16 protein-coding genes and 1 tRNA gene are annotated in these 17,947 nt (G+C 60.8%); 13 read left to right on the top strand and 4 right to left on the bottom strand.

Annotated elements, in window-relative coordinates:
- Positions 1-90: 90 nt before the first annotated feature.
- The 3 genes from FHT76_RS23625 to mepA all read right to left on the bottom strand — a co-directional run bounded on the left by FHT76_RS23625 (position 91) and on the right by mepA (position 2,709).
- Positions 91-1,113 (bottom strand): glucokinase, encoded by a 1,023-nt coding sequence (locus tag FHT76_RS23625; RefSeq protein WP_259126369.1) that lies wholly within the window; start codon positions 1,111-1,113, stop codon positions 91-93.
- Positions 1,114-1,147: 34 nt separating this feature from the next.
- Entirely contained in the window at positions 1,148-1,528 is a 381-nt protein-coding gene (locus FHT76_RS23620; protein ID WP_037115063.1) for a methylglyoxal synthase, read from the bottom strand.
- Positions 1,529-1,620: 92 nt separating this feature from the next.
- Positions 1,621-2,709, bottom strand: coding sequence for a penicillin-insensitive murein endopeptidase (mepA, locus tag FHT76_RS23615; RefSeq protein WP_183863436.1), 1,089 nt, complete (start codon positions 2,707-2,709; stop codon positions 1,621-1,623).
- Positions 2,710-2,937: 228 nt separating this feature from the next.
- Between mepA and FHT76_RS23610 the strand changes: the two genes are divergently transcribed.
- The 9 genes from FHT76_RS23610 (at position 2,938) to msrA (ending at position 12,850) form a co-directional block, all read left to right on the top strand.
- On the top strand, positions 2,938-4,776 hold the full coding sequence (locus tag FHT76_RS23610; protein ID WP_183863434.1) for an extracellular solute-binding protein: 1,839 nt from the start codon (positions 2,938-2,940) through the stop codon (positions 4,774-4,776).
- A 156-nt stretch (positions 4,777-4,932) separates the two neighbouring features.
- Positions 4,933-6,027: a microcin C ABC transporter permease YejB gene (locus tag FHT76_RS23605; protein ID WP_183863432.1), complete on the top strand. Its 1,095-nt coding sequence runs from the start codon at positions 4,933-4,935 to the stop codon at positions 6,025-6,027.
- Positions 6,027-7,175: an ABC transporter permease gene (locus tag FHT76_RS23600; protein WP_183863551.1), complete on the top strand. Its 1,149-nt coding sequence runs from the start codon at positions 6,027-6,029 to the stop codon at positions 7,173-7,175. The genes FHT76_RS23605 and FHT76_RS23600 overlap by 1 nt, the downstream gene beginning before the upstream one ends.
- Positions 7,172-8,809 carry an ABC transporter ATP-binding protein gene (locus FHT76_RS23595; RefSeq protein WP_183863430.1) on the top strand — a complete coding sequence of 546 codons (1,638 nt, stop codon included), beginning with the start codon at positions 7,172-7,174 and terminating at the stop codon, positions 8,807-8,809. The genes FHT76_RS23600 and FHT76_RS23595 overlap by 4 nt, the downstream gene beginning before the upstream one ends.
- An 8-nt stretch (positions 8,810-8,817) precedes the next feature.
- Positions 8,818-9,777, top strand: a complete 960-nt coding sequence (locus FHT76_RS23590) for a glyoxylate/hydroxypyruvate reductase A (RefSeq protein ID WP_183863428.1) — start codon at positions 8,818-8,820, stop codon at positions 9,775-9,777.
- Positions 9,778-9,867: 90 nt separating this feature from the next.
- Positions 9,868-10,218, top strand: coding sequence for a hypothetical protein (locus FHT76_RS23585; RefSeq protein WP_183863426.1), 351 nt, complete (start codon positions 9,868-9,870; stop codon positions 10,216-10,218).
- A 170-nt stretch (positions 10,219-10,388) separates the two neighbouring features.
- On the top strand, positions 10,389-11,693 hold the full coding sequence (gene pncB, locus FHT76_RS23580) for a nicotinate phosphoribosyltransferase (protein ID WP_183863424.1): 1,305 nt from the start codon (positions 10,389-10,391) through the stop codon (positions 11,691-11,693).
- Positions 11,694-11,852: 159 nt separating this feature from the next.
- The gene (locus FHT76_RS23575) at positions 11,853-12,200 is read left to right on the top strand and encodes a hypothetical protein (RefSeq protein WP_259126368.1); all 348 of its coding nucleotides are present in this window, start codon (positions 11,853-11,855) and stop codon (positions 12,198-12,200) included.
- Positions 12,201-12,331: 131 nt separating this feature from the next.
- Complete coding sequence (gene msrA / locus FHT76_RS23570; RefSeq protein ID WP_183863422.1) at positions 12,332-12,850, top strand: peptide-methionine (S)-S-oxide reductase MsrA; 519 nt, start codon at positions 12,332-12,334, stop codon at positions 12,848-12,850.
- 515 nt (positions 12,851-13,365) lie between these two features.
- On the opposite strand, the gene FHT76_RS23565 is transcribed toward msrA, so the two are convergent.
- Positions 13,366-13,455 (bottom strand) — tRNA-Ser (locus FHT76_RS23565).
- A gap of 228 nt (positions 13,456-13,683) precedes the next feature.
- On the opposite strand from FHT76_RS23565, the gene FHT76_RS23560 reads away from it, so the two are divergent.
- From FHT76_RS23560 to FHT76_RS23545, 4 genes are all read left to right on the top strand, one after another.
- Positions 13,684-14,001: a hypothetical protein gene (locus FHT76_RS23560; RefSeq protein WP_183753619.1), complete on the top strand. Its 318-nt coding sequence runs from the start codon at positions 13,684-13,686 to the stop codon at positions 13,999-14,001.
- A gap of 259 nt (positions 14,002-14,260) precedes the next feature.
- On the top strand, positions 14,261-15,253 hold the full coding sequence (locus FHT76_RS23555; RefSeq protein ID WP_016552315.1) for a BMP family protein: 993 nt from the start codon (positions 14,261-14,263) through the stop codon (positions 15,251-15,253).
- A 68-nt stretch (positions 15,254-15,321) separates the two neighbouring features.
- Positions 15,322-16,833 (top strand): ABC transporter ATP-binding protein, encoded by a 1,512-nt coding sequence (locus tag FHT76_RS23550; RefSeq protein WP_259185915.1) that lies wholly within the window; start codon positions 15,322-15,324, stop codon positions 16,831-16,833.
- Positions 16,834-16,840: 7 nt separating this feature from the next.
- Complete coding sequence (locus FHT76_RS23545; protein ID WP_183863368.1) at positions 16,841-17,944, top strand: ABC transporter permease; 1,104 nt, start codon at positions 16,841-16,843, stop codon at positions 17,942-17,944.
- Positions 17,945-17,947: the final 3 nt, after the last annotated feature.

Raw genomic sequence — 17,947 nt, 5'->3', positions numbered from 1 at the left:
GTCTTCCTGTGTGTCAGGACACGCGAGCCCTCATGACTGCGTGCGCTCGCGCGGCTCTATAAAGAGTTGACGGCCTTTTGACCAGAGCCGTTAGGCCCGCCAGCGACGGCCGTCGGTCGAGACCCCGAAACTCTCGGGCTTGCGGGCATACGACGACAGCCCGGCAAGAGCCGCGAGGGGGTGCGTTACGACATAGGTCGGGATCGTCGCCAATAGCTCGGAATGCGGCGCCTTGTCCTCGAACGCCGCGCGAAATTCCGGTTTCTTCAGTGCTGGAAGGATCTTCTGCGGGATGCCACCCGACAGAAACACGCCGCCGCGGGCCATGAAGATCATCGCCATATCGCCGGCAACGCGGCCGAGATAGGTAGAGAACAGGCTGATCGTCTCGACGGCAACGGCGTCGGAACCGGCCAACGCATGGGAGGTGATGTCCGCCGGATCGGAATAGACCGGGGCAATGCCATCCACCGTGCAGATCGCCCGGTAGAGATTGACGATGCCGCGGCCGCAGAGGATCTGCTCGGCCGATACTCGGCCTTCGATCGTTTCCACATAGGGGAAGATCTGCAGGTCGCGTGCGGTGCGCGGCCCGAGATCGACGTGGCCACCCTCGCCTGGCACGGGGATCCACGCGCCACGTGCATGCACGAGCCCGCCAACACCGAGACCGGTGCCGGGGCCGAGGACGAGACGCGAGGCGATCATCTCGCCGGACGCGTCGCCCAGCTGCTCACGATGTTCGTCAGAGAGATCCGAGATTGCGAGTGCCTGTGCCTCGAAGTCGTTGACGACAAGAACGTCCTCGATACCGAGACCGTCTATCATCGTTCGCGGACGCACGACCCAGTCGCAGTTCGTCAACGGAATTTCGTCAGCGCTGATCGGCCCGGCAACGGCCAGAATCGCCGAACGCGGCCGCAGGCTGCTCTTTTCCAGAATGCAGCTGCGGATCGCATCATCGATCGTCTCAAAATCGGCGGTGCGGACATTGGGAAAATGGATCTGCTCTGCCTCGGCATCCGGAATAATGGAAAAACGGGCATTGGTGCCGCCGATATCGCCGATCAGGATCGGAAAGGGCATGACGGTGTCGCTGGTGTCGAGTTGCATGGCAGTTTCCCTGCGAGGCGCTTTCAAGCGCCGGTTACGCGTGAAGGGTGGCAATAAGCTTGTCGGCGGTCGCCTCGTTCAGCGCCATCGGGATATCGTAGACGATTGCAAGCCGCATCAAAGCCTTGACGTCGACATCATGCGGCATCGGCGTCAGCGGATCGACAAAAAAGATCAGAGCATCGACTTCGCCGGTCGCAATCAGGGCGCCGATCTGCTGGTCGCCGCCGAGCGGGCCGCTTTTCAGGCGGGTTACATCGAGATCGGGAGCGGCCTCCAGCACCCGGCCGCCCGTTGTACCGGTGGCAACGATCTTCCAGTTCGCGAATGTCTCGCGGTTGCGGCGGGCAAACTCCGCCATGTCGTCCTTCTTCTGGTCATGCGCAATCAATGCAAGGCACTTGCCGCCGGCCATGAAAAGGACCTCCGCCTGAAAATTCAATCGATTTGGCTGCTTCTATACGAAGCGCCCGTCTTTTGAAAGACCGCTGCAGTGCTGGCAATGCGTCACTCGCCGGACGGCTTGTCGTCCGGTACCGGGCCGATGTCGGGCAGCGCCTCGTCGGACGTCGCGGCAGGCATCACCGCCATAGGCGCAACCGCGGGCGCGCCGGGAGCACCGGGAGCACCGGGAGCACCGCCGAACGTCGCGGCCTGGATAGAGTCGACGGACGGCGCTGCGAGAACCGCGGCACAGGCGTTCGGAAGGTCGGAAACCATCACTTCGCGCGGCTTGACCGGCTTCGTGCCGGGCTTCGGTGGCTTCGGCGGCGCCCAGGGTTCCTTGGTGAACCACCATGCCAGCGGCTTTCCGCATCCGTCGTCAGTTGGCACCGGCGCTTGCGGCTTGCAGGCGGTTGAGCCCGGTGGGCACTTGATGCGGATGTGGAAGTGCGAATCGTGGCCGTAGATCGGGCGCAGCTTGCCAAGATTGGTGCGGTCTCCCGTCCAGGTATCGCACATCTTCTTCTTGATGGCTGGATTGACGAAAATCCGCTCCACCTGCGGATAGCTCGCCGCACGCATCAACAGCCTGGCGCGCGATTCGGTCCAGACGTTGGGGTTGATTGTCAGGAACGCGTTCTTCTGCAGCATCGTCGTGAAGGGCAGCGTTTCGCGTTCTTCGATGCTGAGTGGGTGAGCGGGCATCGGCGTCAGCCAGATGTCGGCATCAAGTCCGATCTGGTGTGACGCATGACCGTTGAACATCGGTCCACCGCGCGGCTGCGAGATGTCGCCGACGAGCAGACCAGGCCATCCGTCATACTTTGCCGCATCGCGAGACAGCCGCTCCAAGAGCGAGATCATGGCGGGATTGCCCCAGCGGCGATTGCGCGAAAGCCGCATGGTTTGCCACGTGGGTCCATCGACCGGCAACGCGACGGCGCCGGACATGCAGCCTTTGGCATAGAAGCCATAAGGCTGAGCTGTTCCCTGGTTCGGCAGGGAAACGGAGCCGAAAATCGCCTTGGCGCTGCCGGGACTCGGTTGCTTCTGCTCGGCACCGACTTCGCCGGCAACAAGGCTTGTGCCAAGCAGGCCGGCGAACGCCAATTTCAAAAATGTCTGGAAAGTCCTGGTGGTATGGAAAGCCATGCCATGTCCTGAGCGTCTGCGGCGCAAGGCCGAGTGATTTGCAATCGAATCTACCGTGAAAAGCAATTTTGGTGAATCGATGTTTTGCACAGCAGGGAATGAGCCAGGCTTGCCCGAGCAACAAATGGTCACGATCTCGCGAGCCAGACAAAAACTCCCACATCACCTGTTTTTCGCCTGCTTTTCGCCTATTGTCGGCGAAAGCAGAAAAACAATCGGGGTTGGCGAATGGCGCTTACGTGGTCGAAACTTGCTGTGGTCTTTTCTCTTCTCGGCACAATAGCGTTGCCCGTGCAGGCCGTTGCCCAGGAGCCAAATTTCCGCATCGGCAGTTCCGTCATCAGCGAGCTGAAATACAAGCCGGGCTTCAAACATTTCGACTACGTCAATCCGGATGCGCCGAAGGGCGGTAATCTCAGGTTATCGGCATCCGGCACCTACGACACGTTCAACCCGCTGCTTTCTAAGGGCCAAACAGCGGTCGGCCTGACGCTGCCGTTCGAGACGCTGATGAAATCGGCGGACGACGAGCTGCTCGCCTCCTACGGGCTGCTTGCGGAAGGGCTTTCCTATCCCGACGACGTCTCGAGCGCGACGTTCCGGCTGCGCGCCGAGGCGAAGTGGGCGGATGGCAAGCCCGTCACGCCTGAGGACGTGATCTTCAGCTTCGACAAGGTCAAGGAGCTCAACCCGCTCGCTTCCAACTACTACAAGCATGTGGTCAAGGCCGAGAAATCGGGCGAGCGCGACGTGACCTTCACCTTCGACGAGAAGAACAACAAGGAGCTTCCCAATATCCTAGGTCAGCTCGTGGTGGTGCCGAAGCACTGGTGGGAAGGCACGGGGGCCGACGGCAAGCCGCGCGATATCGCCAAGACGACGCTGGAACCGGTCATGGGCTCCGGGCCTTACAAGATCGCCGCATTCTCGGCAGGGGCGACGATCCGCTACGAGCTGCGCGACGACTATTGGGGCAAGGACCTCAACGTGAATGTCGGGCAGAACAATTTCGGCTCGATCACCTACACCTACTATGCCGACCGTGACGTTGAGTTCGAAGCCTTCCGCGCCGGCAACAGCGACTTCTGGCAGGAGACTCTCGCCGCGCGCTGGGCGACCGGCTATGATTTCCCCGCCGTCAAGGAAGGCCGCGTGAAGAAAGAGGACGTGCCGAACGCACTGCGCGCCACCGGCATCATGCAGGCCATGGTGCTGAACACCCGCCGTGACACGTTCAAGGACGAGAAGGTGCGCGAGGCGCTGAATTACGGTTTCGATTTCGAGGAACTGAACCGCACTGTCGCCTTCAATAGCTACAAGCGCATCGACAGCTATTTCTGGAATACCGAGCTTGCTTCCTCCGGCCTACCCCAGGGGCGCGAGCTCGAAATCCTCACCGGCCTCAAGGACAAGCTCTCGCCTTCGATTTTCACCACGACCTATTCAAACCCTGTCGGCGGCGACCCGCAGAAGAGCCGCGATAACCTGCGCACCGCGATCAAGCTGCTGAAGGAAGCCGGCTGGGAGATCAAGGGCAACCGCATGGTCAACACGCAGACCGGCAAGCCGATGAGCTTCGAGATCCTGCTGTCGAGCCCGATCTTCGAGCGCTGGGCCGTGCCCTATGCCAACAACCTCAAGAAGATCGGCATAGATGTGCGGGTGCGCACCGTCGACGCCTCGCAATATACCAATCGCGTGCGCAGCTTCGACTACGACATGATCTGGAACGTGTGGGCCGAGACGATGAACCCCGGCAACGAACAGGCGGACTACTGGGGTTCCGGCTCCTCCAACCAGCAGGGCTCGCGCAACTATGCCGGCATTTCAGACCCAGCAATCGACGCGCTGATCCGCATGGTGATCTTCGCGCCTGATCGAGACGAGCAGGTGGCGGCGATCAAGGCGCTCGACCGCGTGCTGTTGGCGGGCCACTACGTAGTACCGCTGTTCTACCGCGATACGCAGTCGATCACCTACTGGAACACGATCACCCGGCCGGCCGAATATCCGACCTACTCGACCGGTTTCCCTGATGTCTGGTGGTCGTCTTCCGCCAAGAAATGAGCGGACTTGCATTGGCCTGACGGCTGGGCTCCAAATGGGCCAACCGAATCACTTCGGACATGATCAGTGCCGGGACTGACCGGCAAAGGAAGGTTGACGATTGAGCGGCGTTAGACTGGACAGCCTACGACAGAAACCCCCGGAGGCCGCTCGCTGATGGGAGCCTATATCCTTCGCCGCCTGCTTCTGATGATCCCGACCATTATCGGCATCATGGCTATCTCATTCACCGTCATCCAGTTCGCGCCGGGCGGTCCGGTCGAGCAGGTAATTGCGCAGCTGACCGGCGATGCGCAAGGCGCCGACTCGCGGCTTTCAGGCGGTGGCGGCGATCTTCTCGGCGGCGGTGGCCTCGACGAAGGCGGCTCGAAGTACCGCGGCGCGCAGGGGCTTGATCCTGAACTGATCAAGAAGCTCGAAAAGCAGTTCGGCTTCGACAAGCCGCCGCTGACGCGCTTCGGCGAGATGATGTGGAACTACATCCGCTTCGACTTCGGCGAGAGCTTCTTCCGCAACACCACGGTTCTCGAACTGATCAAGGAAAAATTGCCGGTTTCCGCCTCGCTCGGCATCTGGATCATGATCTTTTCCTACGGTATCTCGATCCCGCTCGGCATCCGCAAGGCGGTCAAGGACGGCTCGACCTTCGACGTCTGGACCTCGGGTATCATCATCATTGGCTACGCCGTCCCGAGCTTCCTGTTCGGTATCCTGCTGATCGTGCTCTTTGCCGGCGGATCCTTCTATGACTGGTTCCCGCTGCGTGGCCTCGTCTCCGACAATTTCGACCAGCTCGCCTGGTGGCAGAAGCCGCTCGACTACTTCTGGCACCTGACGCTGCCGCTGATCTCGCTTTCGCTGGCCGCCTTTGCAACGACAACGCTGCTGACCAAGAACTCCTTCATCGAGGAGATCAAGAAGCAATATGTGGTGACAGCGCGGGCGAAGGGGCTGAACGAACGGCAGGTGCTTTACGGCCATGTGTTCCGCAACGCCATGCTGATCATCATCGCCGGTTTCCCCGGCGCCTTCATCTCCGCCTTCTTCACCGGCTCGCTGCTGATCGAGAACATCTTCTCGCTCGATGGGCTGGGGCGGCTCGGCTATCTCTCAGTGGTCAACCGCGACTACCCGATCGTCTTTGCGACCCTTTACATCTTCTCGCTGCTCGGCCTGTTCGTCAGCCTGGTTTCCGACCTGATCTACACATGGATCGATCCGCGCATCGACTTCGAGCGGAGGGATGTGTGATGGACACCGCCGCCAATCCGACGACCGCAACGCCGGTCAAGCCGCCGCGCAAGGGGCTGCTGTCGCCGACCAACATCAGGCGCTGGAAGAACTTCAAGGCCAACCGGCGCGGCTACTGGTCCTTGTGGCTGTTCCTCGTGCTGTTCGTGCTCAGCCTGTTTGCCGAGTTCATCGCCAACGACCGGCCGATCATCGCCTCCTACAAGGGCGAGATCCTGTTCCCTGTGCTGGTCAACTACCCCGAGGAGAAGTTCGGCGGGTTTCTGGCGGAAACCGATTACCGCTCCGACGTGATCTCGGACGAGATCAATGCCAACGGCTGGATGATCTGGCCGCCGATCCACTACTCCTATCGGTCCGTCAACTCGAACATCCCGCATTCGGCGCCGACGGCGCCCTTCTGGATGATGAGCAAGGAGGAGCGCTGCTCCGGATATCCGCAGGGTGCTTCCGATCCCGGCTGCAACTTCGGCAACCTCAATTGGCTCGGCACGGACGATCAGGCGCGTGACGTGCTTGCCCGCGTCATCTACGGCTTCCGCATCTCCGTGCTCTTCGGCCTGGTACTGACGATCTGCTCGGCCGTCATTGGCGTCACCGCCGGTGCGATCCAGGGCTATTTCGGCGGCTGGACGGACCTCTTACTGCAGCGCTTCATCGAGATCTGGTCGTCGATGCCGGTGCTCTACATTCTGCTGATTATCGCGGCGATCCTGCCGCCCGGCTTCTTCGTGCTGCTTGGGATCATGCTGCTCTTCTCCTGGGTCGGCTTCGTCGGCGTCGTACGCGCCGAGTTCCTGCGGGCGCGCAATTTCGAGTATGTCAGAGCGGCGAGAGCGCTGGGCGTCGGCAACAGGACGATCATGTGGCGGCATCTTCTGCCGAACGCGATGGTGGCGACGCTGACTTTCCTGCCGTTCATCCTGTCGGGCTCGATCACCACGCTGACCTCGCTCGACTTCCTCGGCTTCGGCATGCCGCCGGGCTCGCCGTCGCTCGGCGAGATGATCGCACAGGGCAAGGCCAACCTGCAGGCGCCGTGGCTCGGACTGACCGCGTTCTTCACCATGTCGATCATGCTGTCGCTGTTGATCTTCATCGGCGAGGCGGTTCGTGACGCATTCGATCCCAGGAAGACGTTTCAATGAGTGACGCTGCCGAAACACTGCTGTCCGTTCGCGATCTTTCGGTGGCATTCCACCAGGGCGGCGATACATCGCTGGCTGTCGATCACGTTTCTTTCGATATCCGCAAGGGCGAGGTCGTGGCGCTGGTCGGGGAGTCCGGTTCGGGCAAGTCGGTCTCCGCCAACTCGATCCTGCGGCTGCTCCCCTACCCCGCGGCCAGCCATCCCTCCGGCGAAATCCTGTTCAAGGGCAAAGACCTCCTGAAGGCATCCGACAAGGCGTTGCGCGAGGTGCGCGGCAACGACATCACGATGATCTTCCAGGAGCCGATGACATCGCTCAACCCGCTGCACACGATCGAAAAGCAGATCGCAGAGATTCTCGAGCTGCACCAGGGCGTGACCGGTCAGGCGGCACGCACCAAGGTACTCGAACTGCTGAACCAGGTCGGCATCCGCGAGCCGGAAAAGCGGCTGAAAGCCTATCCGCACGAGCTTTCCGGCGGCCAGCGGCAACGCGTGATGATCGCCATGGCGCTCGCCAACCGACCGGAGCTTTTGATCGCCGACGAGCCGACGACCGCGCTCGACGTCACCGTGCAGGCGCAGATCCTCGAATTGCTGCGGCAGCTGAAGGGTCAGCATGGCATGTCCATGCTGTTCATCACCCACGACCTCGGCATCGTGCGCAAGTTCGCCGATCGGGTCTGCGTCATGACCAAAGGCAAGATCGTCGAGACCGGCACGGTGGAAGAAGTCTTCCGCAATCCGAAGCATGAGTACACGCGGCATCTGCTCGCCTCCGAGCCGCGCGGTGAACCACCGGTTGCCGATTCCTCGAAGCCGATCGTGATGCAGGGATCCGACATCCGCGTCTGGTTCCCGATCAAGGCCGGGCTGATGCGCAAGGTCGTCGATCATGTGAAGGCCGTCGACGGCATCGACCTGCAGCTGCGCGCTGGCCAGACGCTCGGCGTCGTCGGTGAATCCGGTTCCGGCAAGACGACGCTCGGCCTCGCGCTGACACGGCTGATCTCCTCGCAGGGCCGGATCAGCTTCGTCGGCGAGGATATAGCCAGCTATTCATTTACGGAAATGCGACCGCTGCGAAACCAGCTGCAGGTCGTGTTCCAGGATCCGTATGGCTCGCTCAGCCCGCGCATGTCGGTCGGCGACATCATTGCCGAGGGTCTGAAGGTGCATGAGCGGTCGCTCTCCTATGAAGAGCGCGACAGCCGGGTCTGCTGGGCGCTGGAGGAGGTCGGGCTCGATCCGCTGACCCGTTGGCGCTATCCGCACGAATTCTCCGGCGGGCAGCGCCAGCGCATCGCCATAGCCCGCGCCATGGTACTGAAACCACGCTTCGTGATGCTGGACGAGCCGACCTCGGCGCTCGACATGAGCGTCCAGGCGCAAGTCGTCGATCTCCTGCGAGATCTGCAGAAGAAGCACGATCTCGCCTACCTCTTCATCAGCCACGACCTGAAGGTGGTGAAGGCGCTGGCAAACGACGTCATCGTCATGCGCTTCGGCAAGGTCGTTGAACAGGGATCGTCCGCCGATATCTTCGGTGCGCCGAAGGATGACTATACCAAGGCGCTGATGGCTGCCGCCTTCAACATCGAGGCGGTGCCGACGCCCGCCGTCCAACAGTAAAGACGATCATGTCCGCAAGACCGCCCATTCTCGTCGATCTCAAGTTCGACCCCGAAACCGTTGCCCGCATCCTGAAAACGGCCTTTGCGGATCGCGGCAGCATCAACCTCGCCGATCCCGCCAACAAGGATCGCGACCTGACCGGCATCGACTATGCGCTGCTCTGGAAGCCGGACGCGGATCTTTTCAGCCGCGCGCCCAATCTGAAGGTCATCTTCTCCGGTGGCGCCGGCGTCGACAGCTTCATGAACCTGCCGGGGCTGCCCGACGTCCCGATCATTCGCTTCTCCGACCGCAGCCTGACGACGCGAATGAGCGAATGGGTGGTGATGCAGTGCCTCATGCATCTCCGCCAGCAGCATCAGCACGACAAGGATCAGCGGGCGCGCATCTGGGGCAAGCTGGTTCCGCCCGAGGCCGCCGAAATCACCGTCGGCATCATGGGCCTTGGCGTGCTCGGCCAGGATGCAGCGTACAAGCTGAAGGTCATGGGCTTCAATGTCATCGGCTGGTCGCGCAGCCGCAAGGAGATCGACGGCGTCGAAACCTACAATTCCAGCCAGCTCGATGAATTCCTCTCCAAGACCGATTTCCTCGTCGGCCTGCTGCCGCTGACACCGGAGACGACAGGCTTCTACAATGCCGCGCTATTTTCGAAGCTGCGGCAGGGTGGTGCGCTCGGCAAGCCTGTGTTCATCAATGCAGGCCGCGGCAAGAGCCAGGTGCAATCGGACATCGTCGCCGCGATTAAGGGCGGCGTGCTCGGCGGCGCGTCGATCGACGTCTTCGCAGTCGAGCCGCTTGCCTCCGACGATCCGCTCTGGGGGCTCGAAAACGTGTTCATCACGCCGCACGATGCGGCAGTTTCCGATGAGACAGCGCTCTTCCGCCACGTCGAGCGCCAGATCGCCCGCTACGAGGGCGGCGAGCCGCTGCAATTCGTCGTCGATCGGCAGATGGGTTACTAAGCGCCGGAACCATGCTGCTTTCCGTTCGTTTTTCTCCGAGGTGAGGTGGCGAGCCGATGACGGCTTGCGCGACATCGGAAGGAGGCAAGCATGGCTCAGCAGACGGAAACGCGCTGGGAAGAAGCGGACGGCAAGCTTCATGCCGAGGAGACGATTTCACCTGTGAAGGCAAAACACGGCCGGACGGGAACCCGGATTCTCATGGTCCTGATCGTCGCGCTGGTGCTCGCCTTCATCGTATGGATTCCCGTCGAAATCTGGGGCAAGAAAGAGTCAGCGGATGTCGCTCCCCAGCAGCCAGGACAGCAGATCCAGTCGCAGCAATTAGCACCGACACCATCGCCCTCGCTGCAAAACGGCAATGCGGTGCCGACCGAGACACCGACTCAGCCGCCAGCCTCGAACACGGCGCCGGCAACGCCCAAGCCTCCTGCACAATAGGAGCGGGCGGGTCAAGGCGGTCACTACCACGCATCCTGTCGGACCGCCGGCAGGGTGCTTTTCTGTTTGCGCTGGACTTTACCGGCTGATTTTTCGATAAGAAAAGCACACGAGCCGGTTTTCGTGCGCCGGTCGGCGCACCTTACCCGGCTTGGGAATGGGCGGAGTACATGGCCAAGACTGATATCGCGCGGCGCGTCTACAATCACACCTGGAAGCTCGATCCGATTGTTCGCAGCCTGATCGACACGGACTTCTATAAGCTGCTGATGCTGCAGATGATCTGGAAGCTCTACCCTGAGGTCAACGCCACCTTCACGCTCATAAACCGCACCAAGCGCGTGCTTTTGGCCGAAGAGATCGACGAGGGCGAACTGCGCGAGCAGCTCGACCATGCCCGCACCCTGCGTCTCTCCAAGAAGGAAACGATCTGGCTCGCTGGTAACAGCTTCTACGGCCGCGCGCAGATTTTCGAGCCTGAGTTCCTTGCCTGGCTCTCGCATTTCCAGCTGCCGGAATACGAACTGTCGAAACGTGACGGGCAGTACGTGCTCGACTTCCATGGATCGTGGAAGGACACGACCATGTGGGAAATCCCAGCGCTCGCCATCATCAACGAGCTGCGGTCGCGCTCCGCCATGAAAGCGCTTGGACCGTTTACGCTCGATGTGCTTTATGCCCGCGCGAAAGCGCGGATGTGGGAAAAGGTGGAGCGGCTGCGCGAATTGCCTGGCCTGCGGATCTCCGACTTCGGTACGCGCCGCCGCCACAGCTTCCTTTGGCAGCGCTGGTGCGTCGAGGCCTTGAAGGAAGGCATCGGGCCTGCCTTCACCGGTACCAGCAACGTGCTGCTCGCCATGGATTCAGATCTCGAAGCGGTCGGCACGAACGCCCACGAGCTGCCGATGGTGGCCGCGGCCCTTGCCCAGACCGAAAAGGAACTGCACAACGCACCCTACAAGGTGCTGCGGGACTGGAACAAGCTCTATGGCGGCAACCTGCTGATCGTGTTGCCGGATGCGTTCGGAACGGCAGCGTTCCTGCGCGACGCGCCCGAATGGGTCGCCGATTGGACGGGCTTCCGACCTGACAGCGCACCGCCCGTCGAAGGCGGCGAGAAGATCATCGAATGGTGGAAGAAGATGGGCCGCGATCCGCGCCAGAAGCTGCTTATTTTCTCGGATGGCCTCGATGTCGACGCGATCATCCACACCTACAAGCACTTCGAAGGCAAGGTGCGGATGAGTTTCGGCTGGGGCACCAACCTCACCAACGACTTCGCCGGCTGCGCGCCGACTGAGATCTCCGGGCTCAATCCCATCTCCATCGTCTGCAAGGTCATTGACGCCAACGGCCGCCCGGCCGTGAAGCTATCGGACAATCCGCAGAAGGCAACCGGCGACCCGGCGGAGGTTCAACGCTATCTGAAGTTCTTCGGTACGGAGGATCGCGTCGATCAGGCGGTATTTGTGTAGGCGCTAAGCGCGAGTCTTCCGCGCAGATCCCCGGGACATATTTTACGGCGGAGGACGGCTCGACACCCGATCCGACTTGCTACCCGGTGTTGCATTGGTTGAACCGCAGGACCCAATCGGCTGCGCAGATTTCCTGGCCGTTCGAGGACCCGCCATCCCGTGCAAACGCCGACCCTTGCTGCCGAGAAGTCTGCAGCGTCCCCGCTGATTGGTACGCCTTGGACGGAGACCAAATCGCAATCCGGTCTGCCAGGCCCAATGATGATCTTTTTGCCGAAAGGCAAACTCCTTATCGACTCTTGCTGGGAAACCTACGCTCTCAGGTCATGGAAACAGCCGTCGGCCAACGAGATTTCATGGGATGAGGACGGCGCGATCATACTGGCCAAGATCAAGACGATCTCTACTGATAGGCTCACTCTTCAAATCTCCGCGGTGAAGGATCTCGTCGAGCGCAGTTATGCCGCCGTCAAGGCTCCCTATGTCTGCCCCGACATGAAGCGGTAGCTTGAGCCGCTAGCCCTGAAAAGCAGACGGCAAAACGCGGTCTGGCAAAATGGGGCGCCAATCCCCATCTATGGCCCAAGAAATGGTCGCAGATGTCTGTGCCCATTGTTTGACTGGAAAGGACGTTTCCAATGACTGTAGAGCGTGCGGTACTGGCGGGCGGTTGCTTCTGGGGCATGCAGGACCTCATCAGGCGGCTCCCTGGCGTCGTATCCACTCGCGTGGGCTATACCGGTGGCGAGGTCGCCAATGCGACCTACCGGAATCATGGCAACCACGCCGAGGCGATCGAGATCCTGTTCGACCCGGCGAAGACCAGCTACCGCGACATCCTCGAATTCTTCTTCCAGATCCATGATCCGACGACAATGAACCGGCAAGGTAACGATATCGGCGCCAGCTACCGATCGGCGATCTTCTACGCCGACGACGCTCAGCAAGCGAACGCCGAGGACACCATTGCCGACGTCGATGCCTCCGGCCTGTGGCCCGGAAAGGTCGTCACGGAAGTTGTTCCGGTCAGCGACTTCTGGGAAGCGGAGCCTGAACATCAGGACTATCTGGAACGCATTCCCAATGGCTACACCTGCCACTTCGTGCGGCCTGGCTGGAAACTGCCGAAACGAGCCCGCAGCACGGCCGCCGGATAACAGGGCGCTAGCTTGCCCGCGTGGCGTTCGAGCGCGTACTGACAAGAGGCCTTGCTGTTGGAGCAGGGCCTCTTGGTTTCAGGCGAATGGCTGGGGACAACAGCCGCTAACGCCGCCTCCACAGCGAATGATCCGTTCGTACCAACAATCGCCGGTCACGGTTGGTATACGTTACAGCCGCATCGTCCATAAGGGGTGCTTGAGTTCCTTTCCCAAAGCGCTACATTCGACTTACGGAATTCGCCTTCGATAGGCTGACCACGGAGGTACTGGCAGCCCATGGTCGCGGCGGATTGAGGAAGGTCGGCACGATATCGTTCCGACCTTTTTCCTTATGGCGGCTCGTCTGAAGGCTGCCGTCACTCCACCCTACGTCGTTGCTTTGCGAGGTGCAGCGTCAGTACTCGCGAAAAGCTGGCTCAGACAATCGACCAGGAAATGCGGGCTGAAACACGGATGCTAGGCGCAAGCTTGCCGCTAGGCAGCTGAAATGACGCAATCCTCGGAAAGCCAAATGGCGGACAGAGAGGGATTCGAACCCTCGGTACGCTTTCACGTACACACGCGTTCCAGGCGTGCGCCTTCAACCACTCGGCCACCTGTCCTTTGGCGGTCTGCATCGGCGAAGATGCAAATCGTCGGAACGGCGCGATATATACCGATGAATTTTTGCCGATCAACCCAAATCTAACAGTTTTTTGACTTCTTCCGGTAAAAGTGCGCTCTGGCCCTCCATTGTAGCTCCACCCCTCCATAACTATCTTTTGTAGAGGTTGACGAATGGCGCGGCTGGCCAGGAAAATGCCTGGCATGTTTGATCGCCGGAGAGTTTGATGCGTTTCCTTTTGCGTTTGGCAAGTCTCGTTGCGCTGGCCGTCGCCGTCATCGCCGGTACGATTGATTCCATTCAGTCCGTTGCCGCGTCGTCGGTAGTTATCACTCCCATGGGTGACGCATGGCAGGACCTTAGCCCCTCGTCGCTGGAAACCCTTCAATCGACCATCGCCTATTACATCCATCCGCGCTTCTACACGCTTGCCTTCCAGTGGCTGATGCTCCAGCCGGCCTTTGCCGTGTTCCTGGTGCTGTCGCTGATGTTGTGGATGGTGGGCTACAAGAAGCCCTCGGTGGCTGGCCGCTTTGCGGCATGACAAGCGGTCTTGGCGAACCCAAATTTGCCGAGAAAAATCGCAAGCCGGTGATGATTTTGTACAAAATTCAGCCCGCGTGAGCTGATTTTTGGCAATTGCGGCAAATCTTTACCAGTCGAAAAATTTCTCGTGAATTTTTTTTTGAGCCATGCAAGGATGCGCCCAGCCAGGCCTCCGGGGGGAGGTCGGTGGTTCCGCAGACATGCCTAAACGGCTTGCGGGAGGACCCAAACAATTAGAAACAATAGGGCTGCAACTCATGAAAAAATCCCTTCTGACTCTCCTGGCCGTGGCTGCCATGTCCACGACGGCGCTCGCCGCCGACGTCAAGCCGGCGCTCGTGTACGGCACCGGCGGGAAGTTCGATAAGTCGTTTAACGAAGCAGCCTACAACGGCGCCGAAAAGTTCAAGAAGGAAACCGGGATCGCTTATCGCGACTTCGAGCCGACCGGCGACACCCAGGGCGAGCAGGCCATCCGTAACTTCGCGAGCCGCGGCTTCAACCCGGTTATCGCTGTCTCCTTCGCCTGGACTTCGGCAATCGAGAAGGTCGCAGCCGAATTCCCCGACACGAAGTTCGTCATCGTTGACGCCGTCGTTGACAAGCCGAACGTTCGTTCTGTCGTCTACAAGGAAGAAGAAGGCTCCTTCCTCGTCGGCACGCTGGCCGGCCTCGCTTCGAAGACCGGCAAGGTTGGCTTCGTCGGCGGCATGGACATTCCGCTGATCCGCAAGTTCGAATGCGGTTATGAGCAGGGCGCCCGCTCGGTCAAGGCCGATGTCGAAGTGTTCCAGAACATGACCGGCACGACGGGCGCTGCCTGGAACGACCCGGTTCGTGGTGGCGAGCTCACCAAGAACCAGATCGACCAGGGCGCTGATGTCATCTACGCGGCAGCCGGTGCGACCGGCCTCGGCGTCCTGCAGACAGCAGCCGACAACAAAAAGCTCTCGATCGGCGTCGACAGCAACCAGAACCATCTGCACCCGGGCTCCGTCCTGACCTCGATGGTCAAGCGCGTCGACCTTGCTGTCTACAACGGCTTCAGCGACGTCAAGGCTGACAAGTTCACGGCCGGCGTTCTCGCGCTCGGCGTCAAGGAAGACGGCGTTGCAGCCGCCATGGACGACAACAACAAGGCATTGATCACGCCTGACATGCAGGCTGCTCTCGACAAGGCCAAGGAAGGCATCATCGCGGGGACCATCAAGGTTCACGACTATACCTCGGACAATGCTTGCCCGAAGTGATCCGTGACTGAGACGGGCGTATGGCGGATCCGTTCCGCCATACGCCCTTTTCGTATTTGGAGCCTGCTGTGACAGACACGCCCGCTATCGAACTTGTGGGCATCGACAAGAAATTCGGTGCCGTTCATGCCAACAAAGACATCAATCTTACCGTCGCCAAGGGCACGATTCACGGCATCATCGGCGAGAACGGTGCCGGCAAATCGACCCTGATGTCGATCATCTATGGCTTCTACCATGCCGACGCCGGTGAAATCCGCGTCAACGGCAATCCCGTCACCATCAAGGACAGCCAGGCCGCGATCGCGACCGGCATCGGGATGGTGCACCAGCACTTCATGCTGGTCGACAATTTCACGGTGCTCGAGAACATCATGCTCGGTGCCGAGGGCGGCGCCCTGCTCGCCAAAGGCGTTTCTTCCGCGCGCGCCGAGCTGCGCCGCCTTGAGAAGGACTATGGCCTCGAAGTGAACCCCGATGCGCTCATTGAAGAGCTTCCGGTCGGGCTGCAGCAGCGCGTCGAGATCCTCAAAGCCATGTACCGCGGCGCCGAGATCCTCATCCTCGACGAGCCGACCGGCGTGCTGACGCCTGCCGAGGCAGACCATCTTTTCAAGATCCTTCGCGTCCTTCGCGACCAGGGCAAGACGGTCATTCTGATCACCCACAAGCTACGCGAGATCATGGCGATCACCGATACGGTGTCGGTCATGCGCCGCGGCGAGATGGTCGCGACCCGCAAGACTTCCGAGACGACGGTCGAGGAGCTGGCCGAACTGATGGTCGGCCGCCGCGTCCTGCTGCGCGTGCAGAAGGGCGAAGCCAATCCAGGCAAGGTGATCCTGTCGGCTCGCAACCTGACCGTTAAGGACAATCGCGGCGTCACCATGGTCGACAACGTCTCCTTCGACGTCCGAGCCGGCGAGATCGTCGGTATTGCCGGCGTCGCTGGCAATGGGCAGTCCGAACTCTTGGAGGCAATTGCCGGCATCCGCAAGCCGCATTCCGGCGAGATTTTCCTCGACAACCAGCCAATCGACAAGGCCGATCCGGCGCGGCTCAGGGAGCTCGGCCTCGCTCACATTCCCGAAGATCGTCATCACATGGGGCTGGTGCTGAAGTTCGAGGAGTACGAGAACTCGGTTCTCGGCTACCATCGCAATCCCGGCTACAGCAAGGGGCCGCTGCTTGATCTCGACGCGATCCGCAAGGACGCGATGGAGAAGATCGAGAAATACGACATTCGTCCGCCGAACCCGCGCCTGAAGACAGCGAGCTTCTCCGGCGGCAACCAGCAGAAGATCGTCGTGGCGCGCGAAATCGAGCGCGATCCGACGGCCCTGATCATCGGCCAGCCGACGCGCGGCGTCGATATCGGCGCGATCGAGTTCATTCACCGCCGGATCATCGAGATGCGCGACGCGGGCAAGGCGATCCTGCTCGTCTCCGTCGAACTCGACGAAATCCGCGCCCTTTCAGACCGTATCCTTGTCATGTTTGCCGGCCACGTGGTCGGTGAGAAGACGCCCGATGCCGGTGAACAGACCCTCGGCCTGATGATGGCCGGCATTGCCGCGTGAGGCCTCGATGAGCACTGCTTCCGTTCCACTTCCAAATTGGATCAACTACGGCCTCATCCCGCTGTTGAACCTGTTCGTTGCCTTCCTGATCTCCGGCTTTGTCGTCTGGCTGATCGGAGAGAGCCCGCTTGCGGCCCTGTCGCTGCTGATAGAAGGCGCGCTTGGCAGCGGCGAAGGTATCGGCTTTACGCTTTATTACGCGACGAGCTTCATCTTCACCGGCCTCTCCGTTGCCGTCGCCATTCATGCCGGCCTGTTCAATATCGGCTCGGAAGGTCAGGCCTATCTCGGCGGCCTCGGCTGCGCCCTGGTAGCGCTGGCGCTCGACCACTATGTCCCATGGTATGTGACCATGCCGGTAGCGGTTGTCGGTGCTGGCCTGTTTGGTGCGGCCTGGGCCTTCATTCCGGCCTTCCTGCAAGCAAAGCGCGGCAGCCACATCGTCATCACCACCATCATGTTCAACTATATCGGCGCGGCGCTGATGGTCTACCTGCTGGTGCATGTGCTGATCGTGCCTGGCAAGATGGCGCCGGAAACCCGCACCTTCCTTGAAGGCGGCCAGTTGCCGAAACTCGGCTGGCTGATGGACCTGTTCGGCGCCAAGCTCGGCGCCGCGCCGTTCAACGTTTCCTTCCTCATTGCGCTGGTTGCGGCCTATTTCGTCTGGCTGCTGATCTGGCGTACCAAGCTCGGTTTCGAGATGCGCACGCTTGGCGTCAGCCAGAGCGCGGCAGCCTATGCCGGCATCCCCTACCCTCGCATCGTCATGATTGCGATGCTGCTGTCCGGCGCGCTTGCGGGCATGATGGCGCTGAATCCGGTCATGGGATCCTCGGCCCGTCTGCAGGTGGAGTTCGTCGGCGGTGCTGGTTTCGTTGGTATCGCCGTGTCGCTGATGGGCAGAAACCATCCGGTCGGGATCATCTTCTCGGCGATCCTCTTCGGCATCCTCTATCAGGGTGGCGACTGGATCTCCTTCGAGATGCCCAATATCACGCGCGAAATGATCCTTGTCATTCAGGGTCTCGTGATCCTCTTTGCCGGCGCGCTTGAATACATGTTCCGCCCCGCGATGGTTCGCGTCTACCAACAGTTCAAGGCCGCGTGAGGG

It is taken from the genome of Rhizobium sp. BK176, from assembly GCF_024808055.1.
The sequence above is the reverse complement of the archived record's forward strand: the minus strand, read 5'-3'. Positions and strand labels throughout refer to the sequence as shown.

What these genes read in the sequence shown, in the direction of transcription:
- pncB (WP_183863424.1), top strand. Translation starts at nt 10,389, where the DNA reads ATGGCCAAGACTGATATCGCGCGGCGCGTCTACAATCACACCTGGAAG.
- FHT76_RS23590 (WP_183863428.1), top strand. Translation starts at nt 8,818, where the DNA reads ATGTCCGCAAGACCGCCCATTCTCGTCGATCTCAAGTTCGACCCCGAA.
- FHT76_RS23620 (WP_037115063.1), bottom strand. Translation starts at nt 1,528, where the DNA reads ATGGCCGGCGGCAAGTGCCTTGCATTGATTGCGCATGACCAGAAGAAG.
- FHT76_RS23560 (WP_183753619.1), top strand. Translation starts at nt 13,684, where the DNA reads ATGCGTTTCCTTTTGCGTTTGGCAAGTCTCGTTGCGCTGGCCGTCGCC.
- FHT76_RS23600 (WP_183863551.1), top strand. Translation starts at nt 6,027, where the DNA reads ATGGACACCGCCGCCAATCCGACGACCGCAACGCCGGTCAAGCCGCCG.
- FHT76_RS23610 (WP_183863434.1), top strand. Translation starts at nt 2,938, where the DNA reads ATGGCGCTTACGTGGTCGAAACTTGCTGTGGTCTTTTCTCTTCTCGGC.
- FHT76_RS23555 (WP_016552315.1), top strand. Translation starts at nt 14,261, where the DNA reads ATGAAAAAATCCCTTCTGACTCTCCTGGCCGTGGCTGCCATGTCCACG.
- FHT76_RS23605 (WP_183863432.1), top strand. Translation starts at nt 4,933, where the DNA reads ATGGGAGCCTATATCCTTCGCCGCCTGCTTCTGATGATCCCGACCATT.
- FHT76_RS23545 (WP_183863368.1), top strand. Translation starts at nt 16,841, where the DNA reads ATGAGCACTGCTTCCGTTCCACTTCCAAATTGGATCAACTACGGCCTC.
- mepA (WP_183863436.1), bottom strand. Translation starts at nt 2,709, where the DNA reads ATGGCTTTCCATACCACCAGGACTTTCCAGACATTTTTGAAATTGGCG.
- FHT76_RS23625 (WP_259126369.1), bottom strand. Translation starts at nt 1,113, where the DNA reads ATGCAACTCGACACCAGCGACACCGTCATGCCCTTTCCGATCCTGATC.
- FHT76_RS23585 (WP_183863426.1), top strand. Translation starts at nt 9,868, where the DNA reads ATGGCTCAGCAGACGGAAACGCGCTGGGAAGAAGCGGACGGCAAGCTT.
- FHT76_RS23595 (WP_183863430.1), top strand. Translation starts at nt 7,172, where the DNA reads ATGAGTGACGCTGCCGAAACACTGCTGTCCGTTCGCGATCTTTCGGTG.
- msrA (WP_183863422.1), top strand. Translation starts at nt 12,332, where the DNA reads ATGACTGTAGAGCGTGCGGTACTGGCGGGCGGTTGCTTCTGGGGCATG.